Origin of the sequence: Thalassococcus halodurans (assembly GCF_900108225.1) — a bacterium.
In the GTDB taxonomy this organism is placed as follows: Bacteria; Pseudomonadota; Alphaproteobacteria; order Rhodobacterales; family Rhodobacteraceae; genus Thalassococcus; species Thalassococcus halodurans.
This window is the reverse complement of the sequence record NZ_FNUZ01000004.1, coordinates 71,452-96,642: the sequence shown is the minus strand read 5'-3', so window position 1 is coordinate 96,642 and position 25,191 is coordinate 71,452. Positions and strand designations below refer to the sequence as shown.

The 25,191-nt window shown below is 58.7% G+C and carries 25 protein-coding genes; 8 read left to right on the top strand and 17 right to left on the bottom strand.

What is annotated here, in order from left to right; genetic code table 11:
* Window positions 1-23: 23 nt before the first annotated feature.
* The 7 genes from ftsW to C4S59_RS12935 all read right to left on the bottom strand — a co-directional run bounded on the left by ftsW (window position 24) and on the right by C4S59_RS12935 (window position 6,886).
* Window positions 24-1,190, bottom strand: coding sequence for a putative lipid II flippase FtsW (gene ftsW / locus C4S59_RS12965; RefSeq protein WP_103910955.1), 1,167 nt, complete (start codon window positions 1,188-1,190; stop codon window positions 24-26).
* A 113-nt stretch (window positions 1,191-1,303) separates the two neighbouring features.
* A complete protein-coding gene (locus C4S59_RS12960; protein WP_160006874.1) occupies window positions 1,304-2,044 on the bottom strand; it encodes an alpha/beta fold hydrolase in 741 nt (246 codons plus the stop codon).
* Between the two features lie 91 nt (window positions 2,045-2,135).
* Window positions 2,136-3,131, bottom strand: coding sequence for a nuclear transport factor 2 family protein (locus C4S59_RS12955; RefSeq protein WP_103910953.1), 996 nt, complete (start codon window positions 3,129-3,131; stop codon window positions 2,136-2,138).
* A 92-nt stretch (window positions 3,132-3,223) separates the two neighbouring features.
* The gene (locus C4S59_RS12950) at window positions 3,224-4,114 is read right to left on the bottom strand and encodes an alpha/beta hydrolase (RefSeq protein WP_160006871.1); all 891 of its coding nucleotides are present in this window, start codon (window positions 4,112-4,114) and stop codon (window positions 3,224-3,226) included.
* Window positions 4,107-4,847: an alpha/beta fold hydrolase gene (locus C4S59_RS12945; protein WP_103910951.1), complete on the bottom strand. Its 741-nt coding sequence runs from the start codon at window positions 4,845-4,847 to the stop codon at window positions 4,107-4,109. The genes C4S59_RS12950 and C4S59_RS12945 overlap by 8 nt, the downstream gene beginning before the upstream one ends.
* A 59-nt stretch (window positions 4,848-4,906) precedes the next feature.
* The gene (locus C4S59_RS12940) at window positions 4,907-6,157 is read right to left on the bottom strand and encodes an MFS transporter (protein ID WP_103910950.1); all 1,251 of its coding nucleotides are present in this window, start codon (window positions 6,155-6,157) and stop codon (window positions 4,907-4,909) included.
* 60 nt (window positions 6,158-6,217) lie between these two features.
* Window positions 6,218-6,886, bottom strand: a complete 669-nt coding sequence (locus C4S59_RS12935) for a DNA-3-methyladenine glycosylase I (protein ID WP_103910949.1) — start codon at window positions 6,884-6,886, stop codon at window positions 6,218-6,220.
* Between the two features lie 174 nt (window positions 6,887-7,060).
* Between C4S59_RS12935 and thrS the strand changes: the two genes are divergently transcribed.
* The 5 genes from thrS (at window position 7,061) to C4S59_RS12910 (ending at window position 11,802) form a co-directional block, all read left to right on the top strand.
* Window positions 7,061-9,010, top strand: coding sequence for a threonine--tRNA ligase (thrS, locus tag C4S59_RS12930; protein WP_103910948.1), 1,950 nt, complete (start codon window positions 7,061-7,063; stop codon window positions 9,008-9,010).
* Between the two features lie 251 nt (window positions 9,011-9,261).
* Complete coding sequence (locus tag C4S59_RS12925; RefSeq protein ID WP_103910947.1) at window positions 9,262-9,567, top strand: BufA1 family periplasmic bufferin-type metallophore; 306 nt, start codon at window positions 9,262-9,264, stop codon at window positions 9,565-9,567.
* A gap of 59 nt (window positions 9,568-9,626) precedes the next feature.
* A complete protein-coding gene (gene bufB, locus C4S59_RS12920; protein ID WP_234994764.1) occupies window positions 9,627-10,478 on the top strand; it encodes an MNIO family bufferin maturase in 852 nt (283 codons plus the stop codon).
* Complete coding sequence (locus C4S59_RS12915; RefSeq protein ID WP_103910946.1) at window positions 10,475-11,209, top strand: HvfC/BufC N-terminal domain-containing protein; 735 nt, start codon at window positions 10,475-10,477, stop codon at window positions 11,207-11,209. The genes bufB and C4S59_RS12915 overlap by 4 nt, the downstream gene beginning before the upstream one ends.
* 17 nt (window positions 11,210-11,226) lie before the next feature.
* Complete coding sequence (locus tag C4S59_RS12910; protein ID WP_103910945.1) at window positions 11,227-11,802, top strand: DoxX family protein; 576 nt, start codon at window positions 11,227-11,229, stop codon at window positions 11,800-11,802.
* On the opposite strand, the gene C4S59_RS12905 is transcribed toward C4S59_RS12910, so the two are convergent.
* A complete protein-coding gene (locus tag C4S59_RS12905; protein ID WP_103910944.1) occupies window positions 11,799-12,113 on the bottom strand; it encodes an ArsC/Spx/MgsR family protein in 315 nt (104 codons plus the stop codon). The two genes, C4S59_RS12910 and C4S59_RS12905, sit on opposite strands and share 4 nt — an antisense overlap.
* A 212-nt stretch (window positions 12,114-12,325) precedes the next feature.
* On the opposite strand from C4S59_RS12905, the gene C4S59_RS12900 reads away from it, so the two are divergent.
* Window positions 12,326-12,532, top strand: coding sequence for a cold-shock protein (locus tag C4S59_RS12900; protein ID WP_103910943.1), 207 nt, complete (start codon window positions 12,326-12,328; stop codon window positions 12,530-12,532).
* 62 nt (window positions 12,533-12,594) lie between these two features.
* Here the strand turns inward: C4S59_RS12900 and C4S59_RS12895 are convergent, their stop codons facing one another.
* Window positions 12,595-13,500 (bottom strand): LysR family transcriptional regulator, encoded by a 906-nt coding sequence (locus C4S59_RS12895; RefSeq protein WP_103910942.1) that lies wholly within the window; start codon window positions 13,498-13,500, stop codon window positions 12,595-12,597.
* A gap of 95 nt (window positions 13,501-13,595) precedes the next feature.
* On the opposite strand from C4S59_RS12895, the gene metF reads away from it, so the two are divergent.
* Both metF and C4S59_RS12885 read left to right on the top strand, forming a co-directional pair.
* Window positions 13,596-14,462 (top strand): methylenetetrahydrofolate reductase [NAD(P)H], encoded by an 867-nt coding sequence (metF, locus tag C4S59_RS12890; protein WP_103910941.1) that lies wholly within the window; start codon window positions 13,596-13,598, stop codon window positions 14,460-14,462.
* A gap of 253 nt (window positions 14,463-14,715) precedes the next feature.
* The gene (locus C4S59_RS12885) at window positions 14,716-15,696 is read left to right on the top strand and encodes a type I glyceraldehyde-3-phosphate dehydrogenase (protein ID WP_103910940.1); all 981 of its coding nucleotides are present in this window, start codon (window positions 14,716-14,718) and stop codon (window positions 15,694-15,696) included.
* Window positions 15,697-15,699: 3 nt separating this feature from the next.
* On the opposite strand, the gene C4S59_RS12880 is transcribed toward C4S59_RS12885, so the two are convergent.
* The 8 genes from C4S59_RS12880 to metZ form a co-directional block, all read right to left on the bottom strand.
* Window positions 15,700-16,713: a GNAT family N-acetyltransferase gene (locus tag C4S59_RS12880; protein ID WP_103910939.1), complete on the bottom strand. Its 1,014-nt coding sequence runs from the start codon at window positions 16,711-16,713 to the stop codon at window positions 15,700-15,702.
* Window positions 16,714-16,901: 188 nt separating this feature from the next.
* The gene (locus C4S59_RS12875; protein WP_103910938.1) at window positions 16,902-17,516 is read right to left on the bottom strand and encodes an ABC-type transport auxiliary lipoprotein family protein; all 615 of its coding nucleotides are present in this window, start codon (window positions 17,514-17,516) and stop codon (window positions 16,902-16,904) included.
* A gap of 9 nt (window positions 17,517-17,525) precedes the next feature.
* Complete coding sequence (locus C4S59_RS12870) at window positions 17,526-19,259, bottom strand: MlaD family protein (protein WP_103910937.1); 1,734 nt, start codon at window positions 19,257-19,259, stop codon at window positions 17,526-17,528.
* Window positions 19,260-19,267: 8 nt separating this feature from the next.
* On the bottom strand, window positions 19,268-20,056 hold the full coding sequence (locus C4S59_RS12865; protein ID WP_103910936.1) for an ABC transporter ATP-binding protein: 789 nt from the start codon (window positions 20,054-20,056) through the stop codon (window positions 19,268-19,270).
* Between the two features lie 3 nt (window positions 20,057-20,059).
* Window positions 20,060-21,190, bottom strand: coding sequence for an ABC transporter permease (locus tag C4S59_RS12860; protein WP_103910935.1), 1,131 nt, complete (start codon window positions 21,188-21,190; stop codon window positions 20,060-20,062).
* Window positions 21,191-21,232: 42 nt separating this feature from the next.
* Window positions 21,233-22,681: a TrkH family potassium uptake protein gene (locus C4S59_RS12855; RefSeq protein WP_103910934.1), complete on the bottom strand. Its 1,449-nt coding sequence runs from the start codon at window positions 22,679-22,681 to the stop codon at window positions 21,233-21,235.
* Window positions 22,682-22,741: 60 nt separating this feature from the next.
* Window positions 22,742-23,842 (bottom strand): GTP cyclohydrolase FolE2, encoded by a 1,101-nt coding sequence (gene folE2 / locus C4S59_RS12850; protein ID WP_103910933.1) that lies wholly within the window; start codon window positions 23,840-23,842, stop codon window positions 22,742-22,744.
* A 125-nt stretch (window positions 23,843-23,967) separates the two neighbouring features.
* Window positions 23,968-25,146, bottom strand: a complete 1,179-nt coding sequence (gene metZ / locus C4S59_RS12845) for an O-succinylhomoserine sulfhydrylase (RefSeq protein ID WP_103910932.1) — start codon at window positions 25,144-25,146, stop codon at window positions 23,968-23,970.
* Window positions 25,147-25,191 lie beyond the last annotated feature (45 nt).

Below are 25,191 nucleotides of genomic sequence, written 5' to 3'. Positions count from 1 at the left end.
AAACAGGCGCAGAGCAGCCTGTCTTAACGCATCCTGCCGCGCAGGATATCTCCGATTTCGCCTTGCGGACGGGTCCGCGTGAACGCCAGCAACATACCCACTGCGATCCCACCTGCAATAAGCGACGACCCGCCATAGCTGACAAACGGCAAAGTCATGCCTTTCGCGGGCAGCAACCGCACCGCGACACCCATGTTGATCATGGCCTGAACGCCGAACATGCAGGCCAGACCTGTGCCCGCCAGACGAATGAACGGATCACGTTCCCGCATCAGGCGGATCAGGCTGCGCACCACAATCGTCGCATAAAGCGCGATGATCACCAGCACCAGCACAAGGCCGTATTCCTCGGCGGCAACCGCAATAATAAAGTCCGTGTGCGCGTCGGGCAGCGACCATTTCACCTGGCCTTCACCCACGCCTACGCCGAAAAAACCGCCCTCTTGGATGGCGTTGGTGGCATAGCCCAGCTGCGTCGTCGGATCGATGTCAGGGTTCAGAAACCCGTCAATCCGGCGCGCGAAGTGTTCTGAATTCTGATAGGCAACCGTCCCGCCGATCACAACCAGACCCGCCATCGCAATCAGCAGGATCATCGGCGCGCCGGCCACGAAATACATCACACCCCAGCCGAACAGCACCAGACAGGCTTGGCCAAAGTCCGGCTGCATCACCAGAAAGCCCACGATCAGCATGGTCAGCATGAACGACCACAGCTTGCCCGGAGGACCGCCAATCTCTTGGCTCGCGGCCATCATCCATGCGGCAACGATCACAAAGGTTGGCTTCAGGAATTCCGACGGCTGGACCGAAGCAAAGCCCAGCGAATACCACCGCACCGCGCCTTTGCCGAAATCCGTGCCCAGAACGGGTAGGAACATCAGCGCCACGAATGCGCCGGCAAAGCCGATTACCGCCAAGCGCCGCACCAATGTGGGCGACATCATCGACGTCAGGAACAGCGCCACCAGCGCCGCGCCGCCAAAGATCGCCTGTCTTTGAACATAGTGGAACGGGTCAAACCCGTTGCGTTCTGCCAAGGGCGGAGAGGCCGCAAGCCCCAACAACATGCCGATCCCGAACAGGATCAGGATGCATGTCAACGTCCACGTATCTACCGTCCGCCACCACTTGGGCAGAATCGGTTCTACGTCGCGCACGGGAACCGTGCCGTAAACCATTTCCGTCATGGAAAACCGCCTTCGACTGCCTCATATCGCCCGTTTGTCCGGGTCTGACGCCAAGTTTAGCGTTATTTTGCTTGCGAAGCTAGCGGAAATGAAAGGCCACGCAGACCGCCCGCTTATAGCCGCACCTGCAACAGCGTAGAATAATGTCCGCTGTCGGGAACTTCACGCACGGTGCATTCAGTCGAGATATTTTCACGTAGAGCATAGGCCATCGCGATCGGTGACCATGTGTCCGCCGTGCCGTGCCAGATATCAACCGGACAGCGGATTTGGGGCAGCACAGATCGCCAATCCAGAACATAGGCCTTCAGATACGCGAGATAGGCCGACCTGTATTCCCCGAAAGCCCGTATAAGCACCCGCTTCATCGCGCTTTGGAAATCCGCGTCTTTCAACAGGTCCAGTTCTGCCGCCGTGCTTTTGGCAAACAACGCCTTGATCAGCAGCGCAGGTGCCGCACGCACGATCGCGGCGTGGACACCTGTCAAAAGCGCCAGCACTTTTGGTTTATGGGCGGCCAGTTCAAAAACCACCTTACCCGCCATATCAGGCAGGAAATCCCCCAACTGCAGCGGTGCCGCCGGAGAGATGAGTGTCACCTTTGAGACCTTGTCAGGACAGCGCGCTGCAATTTGAAGCGCAGCCATCGCGCCAATAGAAAATCCCACCAGATGAATATCGCCTTGTGCCGTTTCGGACGCAGGAACCGCGACAGACAAAGCCCGCTCGACATCCTCGGGCAGGTGCTCAAATATGTTAAGATCAACGATCTCGACATCGGGATTGGCACTGGCCAACAACTGCCGTTCGGCGTCGCCACCGGGGACACCGTGGCAAAAGAATACTCTTGTCAATGAACACACCTGAACAAAGGGCTTAAAATCTACCCGCGTTCAAATCGCACTTCATTGCCCCTGTCTATCGGCATTTCGCCGCAATCAGCCCTTAGGTTTTTAAGGCACCGGCTGTCCCAGCCAAACGAGAGGAAATGCCACCCTTCCGGATTTGCATCCAGACCGATCCGACGTCAAAGATCGACCATTCCCGCCGCACGCCATCCGGTCCGAATTCGGCCTGCGACAAGCCCAAAATGACGACCTCTTTTCCCGTTGGCGCCCCGAACGATCCCCAACCGTCATGCCGCCCGCGCATTTCCCAGCGCAATGCCGCACGCGGCGCTGCCAGCGGCGCGTCGCCCCCCAGTTTGCGCAGGATACGGAACTCGGCCGAAGGAAAGCATGACCGCAGGTTCAGCCAGAACGCCTGTGCTGATTTCGGGCCATGTGCCGTCACGCCGCCCGCATAGTGAAGCGCCGCGCCCGGATCGTATTGCTGATCAAACAGCTGGAACCCGCCCTCCATCGCGCGCTCTAGCAAATCCGACCAGACATGCGCCCAATCGCTGTTGTTCCCGGCCTCGGCCCCATGGTCGGTCACCGCCGCATCCGTGAACACCACATCATCGGGCAATGTTGCGCCAAGCATGTCATCGGCCCATTTCTCGGGCACGATATCCAAGGCTGACAAAACAGCGCCTGTATCCCTGACGCGCCAGATGTCAGTGATCCTGTCGTCCGAGACGGTCGTTTCCACCATCACGGAATAACTGATGTCCCGCCCTGTGGGGGCGCCCCACACGCCCCCGCCCGCGTGTCGCCCCGACACCCGTAGCCGTGCCGCGCCGATATCCCGCGCATCTGCCAATTTGTGGGAAACCATGTCTTCGCAAATCACATGGCGGTCCGGACAGGCCACCATCGGCCCCAGCGCCGAGGTCGCAACCGCCAGCCGTCCTTTATACTCTGCCTCGCCCCCATGCAGGACGACGTCACGGTGCACTGCCTTTTCAAAGACCGCCCCAAAGTTGGCCGACCGCCACAAACCGTCGATCAGGGCGCGCATTTGCACGTCGCCGCTTTGTTCTGTGACCAGATCTTTCACATCGACCTCCTGTCGCGGTGGGGCATGTTCCCCCGAAAACCACGTCAGTTTGCCTGCAAAAGCTTAATTCCCGCTTAACCAAGATCGCCGGTTCATGCAGGCAACGCACGCACCCAAGCAACGATCTTTTCCGCCGCCATACCGGTGATCCCCGGCGACAGGATATCGCCTGCAATCACATGGGCGTCCGGCTCCATCCCGTCCTGTTGCGCAATGGGGCACAACTCGACCACGCCGCCCCATTTTTCAGCCAGCTTTTCGGTCTTGGCAGGCGACACGATCCTGTCGTCCGGCGAATACACCATCAGCGCAGGCAGCATCAGCGCGCCCAAATCCCCCGCCCAGACACCACGCACCGCTTCGGCCATAGGAAGCACCGCCTTGAACGGGTATTGCGTCGTCCAGAATGCGGCATGGTCCGCGTTCTGCGGCTGGAACCCGCGCTCCTTGCCTGCCACATAAGGCCCCCAGACATCGACCTTGGGCCAATCCAGCAGCTTGGTGATCTTGGGACGCAGTCCAAAGTTCGGGGATACAAAGGCAAAGCCCGCCACCCCGTCCATGGGCAGCCCACGCATCGCGGCCAAAGTCGCCAATGTCGCACCAGTCGACGTGCCGATCAGCAAAACGCGGCGACCTATCGCGCGCCCGATGGCCAGCGCTTCATCCATGTCCTGCAGCCAGCGATCAAGGCTCGCCTGCCCCAACGCTTCGCCATCCAGACCATGACCCGTGAACCGCGCGAAATACAGGTTGGCGCCAAGCGCCTCGGCCACTTTATCCGGTACTGGGCGGATTTCCTCGGACGTGGCAGAAAAGCCGTGCAGATAGACAACCGCCCAATCCGTTTGATCCTCGGGCGCGCCCGACCAAACCACGCGCTTGGCCACGCGGGCGTCCAGCCCTGCGACCTGCGCCTCCGAGGTCGCCAGATAGGCATCAACGCCGTCTGCCAGCGCGGCTGGATCAAATCTGTCAGACAATATCCAGCACCGCCTCTTCGATCATGCTCAGGCACTCGGGCTCGGAAAACCGGTGATCGGCCCCTTTTACCAAGGTCAGACGCACATCCGCTCCGTCGATATGATCCAACAGACGCAACGCCGTTTCGCGGCTGACGCTGGCATCTTCAGTTCCCTGCAAAAGACGCACAGGCCAAGACATCGGCAGAGGATCACGCAGAACCAGCTGGTCGCGCCCATCCTCGATCAAACGCTTGGTGATGATGTAGCTGTCCACGTAATCCGACGGCAGGCTGACCTGCCCTTCCGTCATCAGTTTGTCGCGTGTCGCATCATTGAACGACGCCCAGAAACCGTCCTCGGTGAAATCAGGTGCGGCGGCGATACCAACGAACCCCGCGATGCGATCGGGCATTGCCTTGGTCACCAGACAGGAAATCCAGCCCCCCATAGAAGAGCCAACCAATACAACCGGCCCTTCAACCGCCGCGGTGATCACAGCGCAGGCGTCTTCCGCCCAATCGCCGATGCAACCATCGACAAACTGTTCGCCCGAAACACCGTGACCGGAATAATCAAACCGCAAGAACGCGCGCCCTTGGGCCTTGGCCCATGCCTCCAGATGCACGGCCTTTGTGCCTTCCATGTCCGACATGAAACCGGACAGGAACACAACACAAGGCCCCTTACCTTCGGTTTTCACATAGGCCAGTTTGCGACCCTTCGGGCCATCCAGATATGCAACGTCGCTCATAACGCCTCCTTCACTTGGGCGCAGAATGACGGCCCGAGCGGCAGATTACCAGAGCGGCGTTACGCGTCTTCGACCTCTTCCAGCCCAACCGCCAGAAGCGAGCCCAGAACCGACAGGCCAGCAAACCCGATCAAAGCCGCTTCCGCAGATAGGAACGACAGCGCACCGCCAAACGCACCGGCCACCAACAACAAGGTGCCGATCAGCGTGTTCGCCACAGCCGCATACGACGACCGGCTGTCTTCGGGTGCCATATCCACCAGATAGGTGGACCGTCCCTGACGCACGCCGTTGTAGGCGATCTGCAGTCCGAACAGGATCAAGGGCAGAACCCAAACAATTCTGGTGACACCTGCCCAGGACGCCGCGACAGCCGCCAGCATCGCAGCAGCCCCCGCCACACCCGCCAGCATCAACACCTTGCGTGACGACACATCGGCCAGACGACCCCAAATGTACGAACTGACGAAAGACGCGGCCGACGACGCCAACAGCAAACCACCCAACGCGCCCAGTGCGAACTCGTCGCCGCCCAGAAGCACCAAATACGGCGGGGCCAGCGCCGTCGCCGTCAATGCACCACGCACCATGATAAAACGTCGGAACTGCGCGTCATCCCGCAATGGCGACAGGTCAATTGAGGGCGCATCACTCGGCTCTGACGCCTCTTCCTCCATTCGCGAAAATAACAGCGCGGCAATGATCCAAAGGACCGAGGCCACCAGCAGCGCCGACGCGAGAATGGTCACGTCCTGCAACGCGCCGACCAACAGCAACAGCGCAAAGATAACAACGGCCCCCGAAGCCACCGTGCCAGCAACACCTGTCACTGTTCCTCGGCGACTTTCAGCAACGGTTTTACCCAGAATATCCTTGTAGCTGACCGAACAGGCCGCCCGCGACAGCGCCAGAACCGCCAGAAATCCACAGACCGCCAAACCGGCAGCGGTGCCTTCCAACAACAGGGCCGAGGCCGCGATGCCCGCAGCCGACAGGCCCTGCCCCAACGATCCGCCAATCCAGAACCATTTGCGATACTTCATCCGCGCCAAGCGGCCCGCCATCAAAATCTGCGGCAGCAGCGCACCCGCCTCACGGATCGGAACCAGCAGGCCGACCAGAGCAGATGGCGACCCGAGGCTGTTCAATATCCACGCAAGCACCAGCTTGGGGCTAAGCACACCATCGGCGACTTTGGTCATGCTTAGCGACACCATATGCCGCAAACCATTCCGCGCCTCAGTCGCGTCTGGCTCGGATGTGCCGCTGGTCACCGTGTCGTATAGTTTTTCGGTCGTCGTATCGCTCATATCCCGTCCCGCATCGTCTGCTGTCGCAGACAAACACCGGACGGGCGCGCATGGTTCCGCTTAATCGACGCTTTGCGCCAGAACGCGGCTGATCTCGGTCAGGGACCGACCGGACTCTTTCGCCCAAGCATTGAACGCGTCCTGCACAGCCGCCCATGCCTTTTTCGATGACGGCGCTTTATCGATCACGCCCTCCGCCACCAGCCGCTTGACCACATCCTGTGTGGGCACGAAACCGTCTTTACCCATACGGCGGATCACATAGGCCCCTGTCGCGCCACCCAGACGCGCTCCGTTCGCCTTGATCCACTGCAACAATCCGGCGAAATCATCTGACGGCCAGTCGGCGATCATTTTGCCGAAACTACCGTATTCCCCCGCAACCTGCTGGATCATCACCGCATTGTCGCGGATCGCCCGAACCTTGGGCGGGCTGCGAATGATACGCGTGTCGGCGATCAACTCATCAAACCAAGCCTCTGACATGCCCGCGACACGCGCCACGTCAAAGCCGTGAAACGCCTCTTCAATATCGGGCCATTTGCGTTCGACTACTTTCCAACTCATCCCAGCTGGAAAAATCCCGAAAGCCATGGTCGACAGCCAGCGATCATCTGGAATAGCGGCCAGTTCTTCGGGCGTTTTGGGAACCGGAATATCCTCTAGCACCGCGCCAAAGCTGCCCTTCTGTTCAGCCGCGATGGCCAGAATATCGTCAAACCGTCTCATGAAATGTGCCCTACGTCGAAAAATGCATCAAATTACCCAAAAGAACATAACGCGAACACATATCGCGCACAACAACCTATCTTGACCTATCGGCTTTGGCCCGTCACATGTGCCTCAAACATTCACCCGCAACCGGGCGTTCTGTGGGCGCCAAACCGACGAGGAGCACGGCCGATGGCCCAGATTTCCCTGACTTTCCCCGATGGCAACGCACGTGAATTCGACGCAGGTATCACCCCTGCCGAAGTCGCGGCCTCCATTTCCAAATCCCTGTCCAAAAAAGCGATCTCGGCCACCATCAACGGCCAGCACTGGGATCTGCAGTGGCCGATCGACGCCGACGCGGACATCGCGATCCACACCATGCAGGACGCGCCCCAAGCGCTTGAACTGATCCGCCACGATCTGGCGCACATCATGGCCCGCGCGGTGCAGGAACTCTGGCCCGACGTCAAAGTCACCATCGGCCCCGTTATCGACAACGGCTGGTACTATGACTTTGACCGCAAAGAGCCCTTCACACCCGAAGACCTCGGCGCGATTGAAAAGAAGATGAAAGACATCATCAACGCCCGCGACGAAGTCCGGACCGAGGTCTGGTCGCGTGCCGATGCCATCGCGCACTACGAAAAGACCGGCGAAAACTATAAGGTCGAACTGGTCAACGCGATCCCTGATGATGGTCAGCCGATCCGCATGTACTGGCATGGCGACTGGCAGGATCTGTGCCGCGGCCCGCACCTGCAGCACACAGGTCAGGTCCCCGGTGATGCGTTCAAACTGATGTCCGTGGCCGGCGCATACTGGCGGGGCGACAGCAACCGCGAGATGCTTCAGCGTATCTACGGCGTCGCCTTCCAGAACCGCAACGACCTGAAGGCCTACCTTCTGATGCTGGAAGAGGCCGCCAAACGCGACCACCGTAAACTGGGCCGCGAAATGGACCTGTTCCACATGCAGGAAGAGGCCCCCGGTCAGGTGTTCTGGCACCCGAACGGCTGGACCGTCTACACCACACTTCAGGATTACATGCGCCGCGCCCAGCGCGCGGGCGGCTATGTCGAGGTGAACACACCGCAGGTCGTTGACCGCAAACTGTGGGAAGCTTCGGGTCACTGGGAAAAGTATCAGGAAAACATGTTCATCGTCGAAGTGGACGAAGAACACGCCCGCGAAAAGGCGGTCAATGCGCTTAAGCCGATGAACTGCCCCTGCCACGTCCAGATCTTTAACCAAGGCCTGAAATCCTACCGCGATCTTCCGCTGCGCATGGCCGAATTCGGGTCGTGCAACCGGTACGAACCTTCGGGCGCATTGCATGGCATCATGCGCGTTCGCGGGTTTACCCAAGATGACGCGCACATCTTCTGCAGCGAAGATCAGATCGAAGATGAAACCAAACGGTTTATCGACTTCCTGTCAGGCATCTACAAAGACCTCGGATTTGAAGGCTTCAAGGTCAAGTTTTCTGACCGCCCCGAAACACGCGCCGGATCCGACGAAGTCTGGGATAAATCCGAATCCGCCCTCAAAGCCGCCACGCAGGCCGCAGGTTGCGAGTTCGAGCTGAACCCAGGTGAAGGTGCCTTCTACGGCCCCAAGCTGGAATTCGTTCTGACCGACGCCATCGGCCGTGACTGGCAGTGCGGTACGCTTCAGGTGGACTTTGTTCTGCCCGAACGTCTGGACGCGACCTATGTTGGCGCGGACGGGTCGAAGCACCGCCCCGTTATGCTGCACCGTGCGGTTCTGGGATCGTTCGAACGCTTTATCGGCATCCTGATCGAAGAACACGCAGGCAAGCTGCCGTTCTGGCTGGCCCCGCGTCAGGTCGTCGTGGCCTCGATCACTGGCGAAGCGAATGACTACGTGACCGAGGTCGTCGATATCCTGCGCAAAGCAGGCATCCGCGCCGAGGCCGACATTCGCAACGAAAAGATCAACTATAAGGTCCGTGAACATTCGGTCGGCAAAGTGCCGGTCATTCTGGCCGTCGGTCACCGCGAAGTCGAAGAGCGTACCGTCACCGTGCGCCGTCTGGGCGAAAACAAAACCTCTGTAACATCGCTCACGGAAATTACGGACGAGCTGGCCAAGGCCGCGAAAGCGCCCGATCTTCTGTAACATTCCGCCACTGGAAGGTTGCGAAATCTTACAAAAAGGCCCTGCAGCACGCGGGGCCTTTTTTATTTCGGCCCGAAAAACATAGCCTTGCTGCACCTGCAATCCATCACACAACCATAACACGAGATAAGCAGATCGTGACCCACGGGCCTGTGAATGGCCTGCTCCCGCTTCTCGCGGCACCCTGATGGCGTCGGAACCGATCCCGTTCCGGATTTTTTGAAACATGTCATCAGACAGGGGAAACCGAAATGTCCAAAACACTCAAAACAGTCGCACTGATTGGTGCAGTTGCCGCATCCATGACAGCCGCAACAACAAGCGCACACGCCATGGAAAAAGAGAAATGCTACGGCGTTTCCCTCGCAGGTGAAAACGACTGCGCCGCAGGCCCGGGCACAACCTGCGCCGGCACATCCAAAGTCGACTATCAGGGCAACGCCTTCACGCTGGTTGACGCAGGCACATGCACGTCGATCGAACTGCCTGCGATGGCAGACGGCAAGGCGCGCATGGGTTCGCTCGAAGCGCTCGATCGCGATCTGCCCACAACATAAGTCACTTTGCGTGGGGTGGCCTTCCTGCCCCACGCACCCTTTTCCCGCAGGATAAGACGATGTTCGATACCACCATGTGTTCGCTGCCGTTGGCCCCCGGCCTTGGCTATAAACCCCAGCATTTTGCCGACATCATGCAAGACGCGGGAAGAACGCGCTGGTTCGAAATCCATGCGGAAAACTACATGGGCCAAGGTGGCCGTCCCTTGGCACAGCTTGATGCGCTGGCCAGCCGCTTTCCGATTTCGGTCCACGGTGTGGGTCTGTCGATCGGCGGCGAAGGCCCGCTGGATGCCGATCACCTCGCCCGCTTGAAAACGCTTTGCGACCGGATCAACCCCGCCAGCTTTTCCGAACATCTGGCATGGTCCAGCCACGGCGCCGAATATCTAAACGATCTGCTGCCGCTGCCATACACCAACGCCAGCCTGTCCCGCATCTGCGATCACATCGATCAGGTGCAGGCCACCCTTGGCCGCAAGATGCTGTTGGAAAATCCCTCCAGCTATCTGGCCTTTTCCGAAAGCACATGGTCCGAACCCGACTTCCTGCGCGAAGTCGCCAAACGCACCGGCTGTGGCCTTCTGCTGGACGTGAACAACGTGTTCGTGTCCGCCACCAACCTTGAATTCTCACCCCAAGACTACATTGCCAACTTCGCACTCGAAGAAGTCGGCGAAATCCACCTTGGCGGCCATGACGAGGACGAAGATGATCACGGCAAACCGCTGTTGATCGACAGCCACGGCCGCGAAATCGCTGATCCGGTCTGGGCGCTTCTGGATATCACATTGGCCCACTCCGGCCCCCGCCCGTTGCTGGTGGAATGGGACACCGATGTTCCAGACTGGCCCGTTCTGGCCGCCGAGGCCGACCGCGCCGCACAAGCCCTGACACGGGTGTTCGTATGACCACGCAAACCGATTTCCGCGCGGGGCTTTTGAACCCCGATGCGCCCATGCCGCAGGGGCTGACCAACGCCCAAGGCGTTCCCTCGCCCAAGCGCTATGGCGTGTATCGCAACAACGTCACCGTTTCACTCGTGGACGCACTCCAAACCGGTTTTCCGGCGATCCACTCGTTGTTGGGTGACCAGAACTTTCGGGCTCTGGCCACCCACTACGCCCGTGCAAACCCGCCGCAATCGCCGTTGATGATGCTTTACGGTGCGGATTTTGCGCAGTTTCTGGCCCAAACTCAGGCACTGGCCAATCTTCCCTATCTGCCGGATATCGCTGCGCTGGAATACGGGCTGCGCACCTCGTACCACGCCGCCAATCACGATCCGCAACCGTTCTCGGCGCTGCAGTCTTTGGCTCCCGAACAGATTGACGACGCAAAACTGTCGCTCGCCCCCTCTGCGATCCTGTTGCAATCGGTCTGGCCAATCCACGACATCTACACCTTTGCACTGGACCCGACCGCGCCCCAACCACAGGCAGCGGCACAAGATATCCTGATCCTGCGCAAAGAGTTCGACCCGAAACCGCACCTTCTGCCCGCAAACGCCGCCAAATTCATTCGCGCGCTCGGAGCAGGCAAAACCCTGTCTCAAGCCATCGAAAATGCCCCCGACACCGACGTCGGCGCAATCCTGACCCTGCTTTTCACCGAAGGCGCAATTGCCCGTATCACCGTTTGACCCAAAGAGGCCGCACCATGCTGCACAAACTGCTGTTCGCCCCGACCGACCGAAACGACCAGATCCTGCCCCTGCTGGCACGCTTTGTCTTTGCCGCCACGCTCTTGGGATATTTCTGGGCCTCGGCCAAAACCAAACTGGGTGAAGGGATCGGCGGGTTCTTCAGCCCTTCTGTCGGGGCCTACGCCCAGATATTCCCGAAACAACTGGAAGCCGCCGGATATGACGCCAGCCAACTCAGCGTGTTTCACTGGCTGGTCGTGATGGCGGGCACCTACGCCGAATTCATCCTGCCACCCCTGCTGGTCATCGGCCTATTGGCCCGTCCCGCTGCCCTGGGCATGATCGGATTTGTCACCGTCCAAAGCCTGACCGACCTATACGGCCACGGCGGTATCGCCCACGCAGAGACACTGGGCGCGTGGTTCGACCGCGCACCGGACAGCGCGATCCTGGACCAACGGGCATTCTGGATGCTGACCTTTGTCATCATCGCCGTCAAAGGCGCAGGTGCGCTGTCGGTGGATCAATTCATCGCAAAACGCAGCCCCATGGCCGCGCCAAGCGCCCCCGCACAGGCCGCTGGAACCTAGTCCAGAAGCGCGGTCTGAACGGCCTTATCCCAGCCCAAATACATGGCCCCGTCAGCAACGATCAGGGGCCGTTTCATCAGGGTGGGATTCGCTTTCAACAGCGAAATCGGCTCTTTTTTGCGTTCTTCTTCGTCCAAACCGCGCCAGGTTGTGGACCGTGTATTGATCAGTTTTTCACCAAATTCGTCAAAAGCCGCTTTCAACACATCCTCGGACACGCCATCGGCGCGAACGTCGACAAATTCAACTTCCCCCAACGCTTTCAATGCCTTGCGGCACGTGTCGCAGTTTTTCAAACCGTATAAGACCATAGTCGTATCTTTCATTCCCAATCGCGATATCACGCCGTTCGTGAACGCATTCGCGGTTTTTCTTGATTTTTATCAGACCCGTGCGACAGTCGAGAGGTAACTGTCGTTTCTCAGACCCGATCAGGTTGGCTTCGTCGACTTCTTCCTGTGGCCCGACCGTTACGTCAAGACCGGCTCGCCGGAAGAACGTAAGACAGAAGGAGACACGGGACATGCCGAATGGCACCGTGAAGTGGTTCAACACTACAAAAGGCTACGGCTTTATTGCACCCGAAGATGGCGGGAAAGACGTATTTGTTCATATTTCAGCGGTAGAACGCTCGGGGCTGACTGGCCTCGCGGATAACCAGAAGATCAGCTACGAACTTCGCGAAGGCCGTGACGGCCGCGAAATGGCATCTGACCTTCAACTGCTCTGAACAGGCCGCACACCAGCGGACCGCCTGAGCATCGATTAAGCTTGAGGCATCTCTGGCGTGCCTCAGGCTGATTGCAATTTAACAGCTTCGCGTTTCGCAAAGCTGATTAAATCCTGCACGTATTTCTTATCCACATCATCCGACCGCGTCGCCGCATAAAGGCGCCGTGTAATGCCGTCTTTGGTCAAAGGCCGCGTGACGTAATCCGAGTTATATTTGACCTCGCGCACAACCCAATCCGGCAGAACCGCGACGCCGCGATTGGAGGCAACCAGCAACAGGATCACAGCCGTCAGCTCCACCTGCCGGACAGCGGCGGGCTCAACCTTGGCCGGGATCAAAAGCTGGGAAAACACATCTAAACGCGTGCGTTCGACCGGATAAGTGATCAGCGTCTGACCGCGGAAATCATCCGCCTCGATATACTCTTTCTGCGCCAGCGGATGGCTGGCAGCAGCGACAAAAACCGGGTTGTAATCGAACAGCTCGGTAAAGGTCACATCGGGGATCGTTTCCGGATCCGACGACACCACCAGATCGACCTCTTCTTTCAGAAGCGCGGGCAACGCGTCAAAGGCAAGGCCTGGACGGATATCGACATCCACATCCGGCCAATCCTTGCGGAATGCCTCCAACACCGGAAAGAGCCATTCGAAACAGGCGTGACACTCAATCGCGATATGCATCCGGCCAGACGATCCCTTCCGAAGCCCGTCAAACTCGGCCTGCAACGCCTCGACCTGCGGCAGAACTTGTTGAGCCAACCTCAATAAACGCAAGCCAGCTGGCGACAGCCGCATTGGCTTGGAGCGCCGCACGAAAAGCTCGACACCCGCCTGATCCTCTAACCCTTTGATCTGATGAGACAATGCAGACTGCGTGATATTCAACTGATCGGCAGCACGGGCCAAACCGCCGGATTCATGGATCGCTTTGATCGTGCGAAGATGACGAAACTCGATATGCATTCTGGAATCCAGCTCATGTTGTTGTTGAGATTTATGAGTTTGTCTCACATTCCAGAATGTGCGACAAGGGCTCAAACCTGAGCAAGGATAAAACAATGAACCGCCCCGAGATTTCGCTCGAATTCTTCCCACCCAAGTCGCTCGAAGCGTCTTTCCGCCTGTGGGATACCGTACAGACACTGGCCCCGCTGGGCCCCCGCTTTGTTTCCGTCACATATGGTGCTGGCGGCACGACACGCGAACTGACACGCGACGCCGTTGCCACCATTCACAAGCACTCCGGCCTGCGCACCGCAGCGCACCTGACATGCGTTGACGCGACCCGCGAAGAAACCCTGACCATCGCCCGCGACTTCGCCAAAGCAGGCGTCACAGACATCGTCGCCCTGCGTGGCGACCCGCCCAAAGGCGCGAACGGCTTTGTTCCGACCGAAGGCGGCTTTCAGAATTCATGCGAGTTGATCGAAGCCCTGAAAGACGAAGGCAACTTCACCATCCGCGTCGGCGCATACCCCGACAAACACCCCGAGGCATCCTCGGCCACAGCAGACGTGGAATACCTGAAACGCAAGTTCGACGCAGGCGCGGACGAGGCCCTGACACAGTTCTTCTTCGAAGCTGAAACCTTCTTCCGCTTCCGCGACGCCTGTGAAAAAGCAGGCATCGACAAACCGATCGTGCCGGGCATCCTGCCCATCGAAAACTGGAAAGGCGCGCGTCGCTTTGCGGAAGCCTGCGGCACAAAAATCCCCGCATGGGTGATTGAGGCGTTCGAAGCCGCGGAACGGGATGGCCGTCAGGATCTGCTGGCGACAACCATCTGCACCGAACTCTGCTCGGACCTGCTGGATGGCGGCGTTGAACAACTGCACTTCTACACGCTGAACCGCCCCGAACTGACCCGTGATGTGTGCTATGCACTGAGCGTCACACCGCAGTCCGGTCTGGAAAACGTTGCCTGATTGTGCGGGCTAGCGCCCGCGCTTGATATCTCGGCCCCAGCCTAACGGCTGGGTCCTCGGATTTTGCCTCCGGCGGAGGTATTTCCAGAAAGAAAATGCACCAACCCATTTGGTATTTTCTTTCCCCAAATACCTTGGAGGAATTGGCCGCAGGCCAAGGGGGCAAAGCCCCTATCTGCGTCACTGGTCCCGGTTGCGCCCGTCTGATATCTGCGAAACTCTCCGCCTTAAGACATGCGAAGGGAATCGTTTTATGCGCATTGCAATCAACGGGTTCGGACGGATCGGCCGCACGGTATTGCGCCAGCTTCTGTCGGATCACACCGATATCAAAATCGCGCTGATCAACGATATCGCAACGATCGAAAGCTGCGCCTATCTCTTCAAATACGACAGTGTGTTCGGCCCCTACCCCGAGGATGTCCGCCACGACGGCACCAACCTACTGATTGGCGAACGTGCCATCCCGCTGACCCGCGAAGGCGACCTTGGTGCGTTGGATTTGGCGGGCGTTGATGTGGTGATGGATTGCACAGGCACCATCAAAACGCGGGATCATGCCGCGAAAGGTCTGAGTGCCGGCGCGCAAAATTTACTGATTTCTGGGCCCTGCACGGAAGCCGAAGAAACATTGGTTCTGGGGGCGAACGAAGGCCGCATGGGCGACGCGCGTATCGTTTCGAACGCGTCGTGTACCACCAACGCCCTCGCCCCTTTGTTGCGGTCTGTGCATGAAACGCTGGGCATCGCCCGCGGGCATATGACAACGATCCATTGCTACACCGGCAGCCAGCCGATGGTAGACGCCCCCCGTGGGGATTTTGCGCGCAGCCGTGCAGGTGCTGTGTCTATGGTGCCGACCACCACAAGTGCGACAAAACTGATTGACGATGTTCTGCCCGATCTGGCTGGCCGTGTAACCGGATCGGCGGTGCGTGTGCCCGTGATCTCGGTGTCGGCGATTGATGCGGTCTTGCAGCTGGAAACGCCGGTTCAAGGCGACGGACAGGATTACGTCCGCCAGTTGGCTGCACAAAACCCAGTGATCGGCCTGATCGAAGATGCCACGGTCTCAACAGACCTGCGCGCGCGGCCGGAAAGCCTTGTGATCGCGGTGCCTGAGACCATCGTCAGCAACGGCGGCCAGCAAATCCGCATCTTCGGTTGGTATGACAACGAATGGGGCTTTTCCGCACGGATGATCGACATGGCCCGCCTGATGGCAGACCGCTAAAGATCAGCCGCGACGCACGATTTGTGCGCCGGATGTGTTCAGCATGCTGTTGGCATAGCGCGCAGCATCAGCATCCTGCCCAAGATCATAGACCGCAAAACCATGGCGGATTGCCCAAGACACGCAGTCCAGGTGCAGCTTGGCGCGGACATCAGTGCGATCGACACCCTGTGCAGCGGCAAAGCCCACAACGTGCACACGGTCCAGATCGTGGTCCAGAATGTGCGCCAGAACGCCAATCGGACCGTCTGCATCCCGCAGGGTAACGAGAAACAAGGCGTCGGAATGCTGTGCGTTGACCAAGAGCGCTCGCATCGCAACCAGCGCTTGTTCCGTGGCGCCCTCTGCCAGCATCATGTCCATCAAGAAATCCAGATCCGTGGCCACATCTTCGGGCTCGGACACATAGGACCGCCACGCACGGCGCTTGCGCATCGCAACGAGGTGTTCGGCGACCGATGTGTCTTCAAGGTCCTTCAAATAGGCCTCGGCGCTATCTGGCAGAACGATCTGCGCGCTGTCTTTCTGAAGGCTGGCGGTGCGGAATACGTTCGACGAAAAGCCTGCCATGAACTTGCGCATACGGCCCTGCGCACCGTTTCCGGAAACGCGCAGTGTTGTCCACTCCAGCGTCTGAACCGCTTTGGCCAGAAGCGGCAACACCGCCGCCTCATAGTCCGGATGGCACAGCAGCGCGCCGTATTCAGCCCCCAGCAAACCGCTGGCACCAAAGGCTTCGCCCTTTTTCAGGCCAACAGGCAACAGACCAACGACCTGTCCGTTTTGCGCCAGATCGCTGACGACAAGCACACGCCACGCATCGGGGTTGTCCCGCATGATCCGGCGCATCCATGACCAGCTTAGAAAGACCGTGGCGTTAGGATCAATGGTTTCCAGATTTTTCCAGCCCGACCGCAGGTTTTCAAATGCGTCCAACGTGATCGCCATCGTCACCTGAAGACGGCGCGGCGCGACGGGTTTGGCATTTTCAAGCGACGGTTTGTGTTCGTAAAACATCTGGTGCCTCGTTGGCGAAGCACCCACGCAAGCCTTTGACAGATCAAAGGAAACCTACGAAAGCCCAACGCCTTAGTTATTCGTTAGGCAAGATGTACAAATTCAATTCGGCAGGATTTTGATTAAAATGGGAAAGATTGTGACCAATTGGGAAACACTCCACCGATTGTTTCCGAACCCGCGCCGGATCAGCGCAGGCCGCCTACGATCCAATCAGTGATATCCCGCATCATGCTGTTCGAGGCTGCGTCAAACGCCGCGACGACGTCTGCATTATCCAAGCTCGCGGATGGTGCCGTCGCTGTGAATGTCCGGCTGGCCAGAATGCGGATGTCCTGTTCCCGTACCAACTGAACCGACAGCCGCAGTTTGACCTCGGCCGTATCAGTATCAGGGGCAGTTTCCGCTTGAAAATCAATCACATCCGTTACAACCGCGACATCACCCGACAGCCCCAGCGGTTCACGCCCCACATAGCGCAGCGCTTCGGTCTGTTGCAGCGACCGCAGGATCAGGCTTTGGACCATGACGGGCACCGTTTCACCCCAACGGGCGCTTGGCAGATACTGGGCCGACAGCGCGCCCGGTTTGATCATCATCCTGTCGGTGTCCAGGGCCCCCGTGGTCGTCGGCAGTTCCACCGTCACGTCATAAGGCAGGCTCCGACCCAGCGGCCCGATATCCTCGGGTGCGCGCAATTCGTAGACGTCCAGCACTTCGGTCGCCTCGGTAAAGGCGGAAATCGCGGAACAGCCCGACAGGGAGGCAGACACCAACAAAGCAATCAAAGGCAGTCGAAACATATCAGATCCCTATCGTCTGAATTCAGGTGTATCGCGGTCAAGCAGGAACCGCGCCGGATCGCGGGAAATCTGTTTGGTCAGCTTTTCCAAGTTCCGGATCAGGCGCCGCGTTTCATCGGCCAACGCAGTGTACTGCGGCAGGCCATCGGCGGCGAACGTGGCAATGGGGGTGCCTGCGCGGCGGGCGATGGTTTGCAATTCGACGAAGGTTGCCTCGGCGCTGCGGGCAGCACCGCGCAGGTCTTCGGTCACCTCGGGCAGGTCCGCTGACACATCAGCGACCGCAGCGTTGAACGTGTTGATCGCCTCGCGCAGATCGGCGGTGATCTGGCCGATGTCTTCGTTCAGAACACGATCCGCGCCTTCAAACGTCTTTTCCGCAGCAATCAGGGTGCGCTGGCCAACCTCTAGCGCAACGTTCACCTCGGTCAGTGTGTCATTCGCGTTTGAGAAGGTCTCGGTCACCATTTCAAGCGCGGCCTGCGCATCGTCGGTCAAAGCCGCCACATCGCCCGATGCGGCGTTCAGGTTTTCGCCGACAGACTGCACGACACCGGATGCCGTGGCCGTCGCCTCGCGGATGTCGGCCACGATGGCGGGCAGATCGGTTTGCGCAACTTTGTTGATTTCATCCACCGCCGTTTGCACGCTGGCAATTGCGACGCGGCTTTCGTCAATCAGCGCCGCACCATCGATCATCATCAGATCATCGAAATTGGTGGCTGCCTCTTCGATTTCGGCAGTCGCGGTTTCCAGCGACGCGATCAGCGCACGGGTTTCCCCAATCAGCGGTCCGGCTTCGTCAAAGCGTGCGAGGGCAGCAGAGCCAGCGCTATCAAACGTCGCCATGGTGGTGCGTGCCTCTTCCACAACGACCAGCATCTCGCGCCGCAGATCGGCAATCGCGCCCTGCAGTTCGATGGTCAGCGCAGGCAGGTCGTTCGACAGATACCCGGTGGCTGAGTCGATGCTTTCCGTCGCTGCCGTCAGCGTGCCCTGCCCCTTCTGGATCAGCGTCTGACCGTCTTTCGCCAGATCATTCACGGTCACCAGCGTCGTGTCGGCGGTTTTCAGAACCACAGACAGATCCTCGCTCAGGCCCTCAAGCGTGGTGTTGAAGCGGTCGATCTGATCCGCAAATCCGGAAATCTGATCGGTGACCGACGAAAAGCTGTCCAGAACGGTCGAAAAGCTTTCCGATGCTTCTTCGACGTTAATCAGGATGTTGTCGACACGCGCACGGTTTTCCGCGCTCAGCAGCGCGTTCAGTTCCTTCATCGTGTCCAGAGCGGTTTCGACCAGTTCCGGCGCATCTTCGGACAGGCTTTGGAGAATGGACCTTCCCGCAGGAATGGTCGGAATATCGTTCACCCCGTCCAGTAACTCAGACGACGGATCACCGGCGCTGATGCCCACATAGGCCACGCCCGTCACACCCTGGCTTTCAATCGTTGCTTCACTGTCGGCGCGCACCGGCGTTTCGCTGTCGACCTCAAGGCGGACAACGATGGTGCCGTCACGATCCGGCGACAGTTTCACACTGACAACCTGCCCCACAGGCAGACCGGCAAAGCGCACGTCAGAGGCATTCGACAGGCCGGACACCGACGAAAATTTCACGTCGTAATAGGCATAGCTCTGGTCAAGGTTCACACGCGCGAACCACATCAGAAAGCCCAAAATCGCCACCACACCAGCAAGGGTAAAGGCCCCGATCAGAACGTAATTTCCTTTGGTTTCCATGCCCTGCCTTATTCCTTTTCAGCCGTCTCAAGCGCCGCACGCGCCCGCGGACCGTGAAAATAACTGTGCACCCAAGGGTGATCGACCTTCAACATCTCTTGCATCGTGCCTGTCACCAGCACCTTCTTTTCCGCAAGCACCGCAATCCTGTCACAGGTTGCGTGCAACGTATCAAGGTCGTGCGTCACAAGAAAGACGGTCAAACCAAGTGACCGGCTCAGTTTACGGATCAATTGGTCGAACTCGGACGCGCCGATCGGGTCCAGACCAGCGGTGGGTTCGTCCAAAAATACGATATCGGGATCAAGCGCCAGCGCGCGGGCTAGACCGGCGCGTTTGCGCATCCCCCCCGACAGTTCCGATGGATATTTGTCGCCTGCCAGATACGGCAGACCCACCAGCGCGATTTTCAGATCGGCCAGCGCAGCGCGCGTTTTCGCATCCAGCCCTTCGATCTGCTTCATCGGAACTTCGACGTTTTCCCGCACGGTCAGCGATGAAAACAGCGCCCCGTCCTGAAACATCACGCCCCAGCGGCGTTCAACATCGTTGTGCTCTTCTTCGCTGGCCTTGTTCAGATCAACGCCCAGCACCTCGATATCGCCTGCGCGGGGCGTTTGAAGCCCGACGATGGTGCGCAGCAGCACCGATTTACCTGTGCCTGAACCGCCGACGATACCGACGATTTCGCCGCGGTAGATATCAAGGTCCAGATTATCGTGAACGACCTGCGTACCGAACTGGTTGCGAATGCCACGCAGGCGGATGACGGGGGCTTTTTCTGCGTGTTCCGACATGGCTTAGTACCCCATCTCGGCAAAGAAGATCGAGAACATCGCGTCAATGACAATCACCGCAAAGATCGCCGTCACAACCGCAGCCGAGGTCTGGCGACCCAGCGATTCCGCGTTGGATTTCACCTTCATCCCAGCGTGACAGCCAACAACGCCAATCGTCACCGCAAAGAAAGGCGCTTTGATCAGGCCGACAATGGCGTGTTTGACGTCAGTGCCTTCAACCAGTCGCGTCATGAACATTGCAGGCGAAATGCCCAAATCAGCCCAGGCCATAAGCGCACCGCCCAACAGCCCCATCACATCGGCAATCAGGCCAAGGATCGGCAGCATCAACAAAAGCGCCAGAATGCGCGGCACGAACAACATCATCGCTGGGTCCAGCGACAGGGTTTCCATCGCGTCGATCTCTTCCCGCATCTTCATCGAGCCGATGGCCGCCGTGAAGGCCGATGCGGTCCGGCCCGCCACGATAATCGCGGTCAGCAAAATGCCCAGTTCCCGCAGGATCGAGATCGCGATCAGATCGACCACAAACACCTCGGCCCCGAATTGCTGCAACTGTGTCGATCCCTGAAAGGCCAGAACAACGCCAATCAGAAACGCCATAAGCGACACAATCGGCACCGCCTGTACGCCCACCGCTTCGCAGTGATGCACCAGCGCGGTCAGGCGAAATTCAGACGGGCGCAGGATCGACCGGAACAGCCGCGCCAGAAACAGGCCCAGAAAGGCCATCAGCTCGCTTAAGAATGTCCAGCCGGCCACCGTCTTGCGCCCCAACAGGTCCAGACGGTCGGTGATGTTCAGGGCATGCTCGGGTTCGACGTCCGGTTCGGGATAGGCGTTTTCAACGGTTTCGATCAGGCTCTGAAAGTTCTCGCTCGCGCCCTCAAATCGCAGAGATTTGCCCGCCTTCTCCAAGCGTTTGGCCAGATTGATCAGCGCCCATGCACCAGCGGTATCCAGCCGTTCGACACCCGACACCTCAAGCACGATATCGCGGTCTTTGGGCAGCGGGTCCAACGCCTTTTGCAACGCTTCCAGCCGTACAACCGTACAGGCCCCGCGCAAACGCAGGGTCAGCAACGTATCGGTCGCGGACAACTCGGTCAGAGAGATGGCAGGCTCTGTCATTGGCGACGAGTCTTTCTACCTTTTCAGGTCGTTGGCAAGGTCTCAGCCCCGCCAGAAGCGGACAGTGAACAAAATCAACACAGCCATCAATTCCAACCGCCCCATCAGCATCGCGAAAATCAGCAGCCACTTGGCGGTATCGTTGATGTTCTGAAAGTTCCCCGCAGGCCCGATTTCATCGCCCAAACCCGGCCCGATATTGGCCAGCGCAGTCGCCGCGCCGGAAATGGACGTGATGAAATCCAGTCCCGTCATGCCCAGGGCGATGGCGAACATCCCCAGGATCACAAGGAAGAACATGAAAAAGCTCATGACCGAGCTCATGACATCCTCGGACACAGGGCGCCCTTCATAGCGCGGCGTGAAGATGCCGTTGGGCGATCTGATCTTGCGCAGCTGCGTCTTGATCGAGGCCACCAGCAATTGATAGCGGAACACCTTGACCGAACAGGCCGTCGATCCCGCGCAACCGCCGATCAGACCGATGAAGAAGAACATCGCAATCAGGAACGGCCCCCACTGCATGTAGTCGACCGACGCATAGCCAGTGCCCGTCATGATCGATGTGATGTTGAACAACGCCTCACGGATTGCCTGTTCAGGATGGTGCGGGAAAACGGTCACCAGAATGCTGACCGTGACCACCACCAGAATGACAATAATCGCCAAAAACGCCCGTACCTGACTGTCATACAAAATCGCGGTGCGGTTCCCGCGCGCCATCTGCACGAAACGCACAAACGGCAGCGCCGCAAGGATCATAAAGACAGACGCCACATATTCCGCAGGCCCCTGGAACGTCCCGAACGATGCGTCGTAGTTCGAAAATCCGCCCGTAGACACGGTGGTCAGCGCATGCACCGTGGCGTCAAAGGCGTTCATGCCTGTCACCAGATAGCACAAGCCGCAGATCAGCGTGATTGTCACATAGATGGTGGAAATCGAGGCCGAAATCTCGGTCGCGCGGGGCAGTATTTTACCCATCGTATCAAAGGCTTCGGATCGGAAAATCTGCATACCGCCGACGCGCAGTTCAGGCAAGAAAACCATCGCGACCACAATGATCCCGATACCGCCCAGCCACTGCAGCAACCCGCGCCACAAAAGCAGGCCCTTGGGCAAGTCGTCCAAGCCCGAGAACACAGTAGAACCGGTGGTTGTTAGGCCTGACATCGCTTCGAAATATGCGTCGACTATTGTTGCTTCGGTCGCGCCGATCACAAAGGGGATCGCGCCGAAGACCGGCAAAGCCACCCAGACGCCCGTGGTCAGCAAAAACGTTTGTTGCAGCGACAGCCGTTCTTTCACGCCATTGGCCGACGACAGCGCAATCAACCCGCCCGCCAGAATGCTGATGATTGCGCTTTCCAGAAACACCGGCCACGCGCCCCGCCCTTCGGCGATATCCACGATCAGCGGGAAAAGCATAGTGACCCCAAGAAAGGACACCAAAAGGCCGATCACATAGGCTACTGGACGCAAGTCAAACATGAACGGAGCGTTGCCGCGCCGCAGCGCCTAAGTCAAGCGCTGCAACGTGTCAGGCGGGTCTTAGCCGACGTGGAACAGCGTCGAAAACAGCTTGGGATCAAGACTTTCCGAATGGAACAGATCGCCCTCTGTTAGCACAGACACAGCGTCATGGCTGTGCAGGCTTTCCTGATGGCTGGCCACCACGCGGAAATCGCCGATCCGGTCATCTTGCAGCAGCTGCTCGGCAAACAGACGCGCCGCGTCCTCTACAAAGATCGGGTTCGCCGCGTTCAGTTCGGCAAAGGCCTGTTCGTCTTCGCGCTTCACCATGACCTGCGTTTCTGTCGGCACAGCCGCACGGCACATGTCGATCAGGTCTTCGAACCACAGGCAGTCATCACCCTTCAATTCCACCGAAATACGCGCAACCGAGCGCTGCGAATGCGGCGTCGCCAGTTGGCCACGTGTGCGGCGCGCGTGCTCGGACAATTCCAGAGAACAGGGGCATGTCGACGAATAGACATAGTCAAGGTGCATGATCTTGCGGCGCACGCCGTTCATCTCGACCAGTTCCAGCGCGATGTCGTAATACTGGAAACCGGACAAACCGGAACGCAGGCTATCGACCCGCACTGGAAAGCTCAGGCGCATATTGATGCGGGCATCAAAGCTTTCCAGATCGGTCTTGTAATCCTCAAGCGCCTTTTCGATCACCTCGAACGAAAACGTCGCTTCTGAGTGTTTGTAGAAGCTGCGCATGATCCGCGACATATTGATGCCCTTCTTATCGGCATCAAGACTGACCGACCCTGTCACGCTGGTTTCCAGCGTCAGGTCGCCATTGTCGCGGCTGTGATAACGGATCGGCAGGCGGAAGTTCGAAATCCCAACATGCTGGATCGCACGCTTTGCGCCACGGATCAGCGACGACGGACCATTTTGCAGGTCCGGCAAGCCGGCCTTGTAGGCCGCATCGACAGTAAAATCGCCATCATAGTCGCGATCAAGCGCCGGATACGCCACACCATTGCCATCAGGCACAAGCGCATGCACCGCAGGATCAAGATCAACGATCTCTTCATCCTGCGCTTTACCGGCCCACTGCCGCAACACGGCCAAGGCCTGCTCCGCCTCTTCGCGGCTTGGCTTTCGGTCGATTTCAGGTGTGAACACGTTCATGCATTAGCCCTCTCGGCAACTCACCTACCATAGATAGGCAGGGATTGGGAAATTTCCATCTATCCTTACCTACGTAGCGGATGGGCTGATGGATGAAACTTTAACGTCCCATCCACAACTTTGTTTCACACGGCGTCCAAAGCGGCCAGCAAATCTTCGACCAGATCGTCGGCATCTTCCAAACCGACCGACAGGCGGATCAGCCCGTCGGAAATGTTCAGACGCGCGCGGGCCTCCGGTGTCAGGCGCGAATGCGTTGTGGTCGCCGGATGGGTCGCAATCGACTTTGCATCACCCAAGTTGTTCGAGATCAAAATGACTTCGAGCGCGTTCATGAAACGGAAGGTCGCTTCTTTCCCGCCGTCGATCTCGAACGCCAGCATCGTGCCACCGGCCCCCAACTGGCGCATCGCCAGGTCGTTCTGCGGATGCGACGCCAGACCCGGATAGATCACCTTCGTCAGCGCCTTGTGACCTTCCAGCGCCTTCGCGATGGTTTCTGCCGACGCAGCCTGCGCACGAACGCGCAGATCAATCGTCTCAAGTCCCTTCAACATGATCCACGCCGTAAACGGGCTCATCGCGCCGCCGGTGTGCTTCATGTAGGTTTCAACCTTTTTACGGATCAACTCGCTCGACCCAAGGATCACGCCACCCAGCGCACGGCCCTGACCGTCGATATGCTTGGTCGCCGAATAGACGACCAGATCGGCACCCTGCTCGATAGCGTTGGAAAACACAGGCGTCGAAAAGACGTTGTCAACGATGGTCAGCGCACCAACCTTGCGGGCCAGCGCGGACACAGCCGCGACATCGACGATATCCAGCGTCGGGTTCGACATGGATTCAAAGAACACTGCCGTCGTGCCGGGCGTGACGGCCTTTTCCCACTGGCTCAGGTCTTCCCCATCGACCAACTCGATTTCAACACCGAAACGGGTCAGGATTTCCTCGACGATATAGCTACAGGATCCGAACAACGCGCGGGCCGAAACAACACGGTCGCCAGCCTTCAGAACAGACATCAACGCGCCGTTCACAGCCGCCATGCCTGATGCTGTGGCAAAGGCATCCTCGGCCCCTTCCAACAAAGCAATACGTTCCTCGAACATGCGCACTGTCGGATTGCCGTAACGCGCATAGACAAACTCGTCAGGCGACGGGTTTGCAAAACGGCCCTCGGCCTGTTCCGCACTGTCATAGGCAAAGCCCTGCGTCAGATAGATCGCTTCACTCAGTTCGCCCCACTGGCTACGGCGTGTTCCGCCATGAACAAGATTGGTCCGTGTGCGCTTCTTCGTCATCTCATATCCTTCCTCGGGCCTGTCCAACCCACAAAAAAACCCCGA

What these genes read in the sequence shown, in the direction of transcription:
- ftsW (WP_103910955.1), bottom strand. Translation starts at nt 1,190, where the DNA reads ATGACGGAAATGGTTTACGGCACGGTTCCCGTGCGCGACGTAGAACCG.
- C4S59_RS12945 (WP_103910951.1), bottom strand. Translation starts at nt 4,847, where the DNA reads ATGAGCGACGTTGCATATCTGGATGGCCCGAAGGGTCGCAAACTGGCC.
- C4S59_RS12940 (WP_103910950.1), bottom strand. Translation starts at nt 6,157, where the DNA reads ATGAGCGATACGACGACCGAAAAACTATACGACACGGTGACCAGCGGC.
- C4S59_RS12935 (WP_103910949.1), bottom strand. Translation starts at nt 6,886, where the DNA reads ATGAGACGGTTTGACGATATTCTGGCCATCGCGGCTGAACAGAAGGGC.
- thrS (WP_103910948.1), top strand. Translation starts at nt 7,061, where the DNA reads ATGGCCCAGATTTCCCTGACTTTCCCCGATGGCAACGCACGTGAATTC.
- C4S59_RS12925 (WP_103910947.1), top strand. Translation starts at nt 9,262, where the DNA reads ATGTCCAAAACACTCAAAACAGTCGCACTGATTGGTGCAGTTGCCGCA.
- bufB (WP_234994764.1), top strand. Translation starts at nt 9,627, where the DNA reads ATGTTCGATACCACCATGTGTTCGCTGCCGTTGGCCCCCGGCCTTGGC.
- C4S59_RS12915 (WP_103910946.1), top strand. Translation starts at nt 10,475, where the DNA reads ATGACCACGCAAACCGATTTCCGCGCGGGGCTTTTGAACCCCGATGCG.
- C4S59_RS12910 (WP_103910945.1), top strand. Translation starts at nt 11,227, where the DNA reads ATGCTGCACAAACTGCTGTTCGCCCCGACCGACCGAAACGACCAGATC.
- C4S59_RS12905 (WP_103910944.1), bottom strand. Translation starts at nt 12,113, where the DNA reads ATGGTCTTATACGGTTTGAAAAACTGCGACACGTGCCGCAAGGCATTG.
- C4S59_RS12900 (WP_103910943.1), top strand. Translation starts at nt 12,326, where the DNA reads ATGCCGAATGGCACCGTGAAGTGGTTCAACACTACAAAAGGCTACGGC.
- C4S59_RS12895 (WP_103910942.1), bottom strand. Translation starts at nt 13,500, where the DNA reads ATGCATATCGAGTTTCGTCATCTTCGCACGATCAAAGCGATCCATGAA.
- metF (WP_103910941.1), top strand. Translation starts at nt 13,596, where the DNA reads ATGAACCGCCCCGAGATTTCGCTCGAATTCTTCCCACCCAAGTCGCTC.
- C4S59_RS12885 (WP_103910940.1), top strand. Translation starts at nt 14,716, where the DNA reads ATGCGCATTGCAATCAACGGGTTCGGACGGATCGGCCGCACGGTATTG.
- C4S59_RS12880 (WP_103910939.1), bottom strand. Translation starts at nt 16,713, where the DNA reads ATGTTTTACGAACACAAACCGTCGCTTGAAAATGCCAAACCCGTCGCG.
- C4S59_RS12875 (WP_103910938.1), bottom strand. Translation starts at nt 17,516, where the DNA reads ATGTTTCGACTGCCTTTGATTGCTTTGTTGGTGTCTGCCTCCCTGTCG.
- C4S59_RS12870 (WP_103910937.1), bottom strand. Translation starts at nt 19,259, where the DNA reads ATGGAAACCAAAGGAAATTACGTTCTGATCGGGGCCTTTACCCTTGCT.
- C4S59_RS12865 (WP_103910936.1), bottom strand. Translation starts at nt 20,056, where the DNA reads ATGTCGGAACACGCAGAAAAAGCCCCCGTCATCCGCCTGCGTGGCATT.
- C4S59_RS12860 (WP_103910935.1), bottom strand. Translation starts at nt 21,190, where the DNA reads ATGACAGAGCCTGCCATCTCTCTGACCGAGTTGTCCGCGACCGATACG.
- C4S59_RS12855 (WP_103910934.1), bottom strand. Translation starts at nt 22,681, where the DNA reads ATGTTTGACTTGCGTCCAGTAGCCTATGTGATCGGCCTTTTGGTGTCC.
- folE2 (WP_103910933.1), bottom strand. Translation starts at nt 23,842, where the DNA reads ATGAACGTGTTCACACCTGAAATCGACCGAAAGCCAAGCCGCGAAGAG.
- metZ (WP_103910932.1), bottom strand. Translation starts at nt 25,146, where the DNA reads ATGACGAAGAAGCGCACACGGACCAATCTTGTTCATGGCGGAACACGC.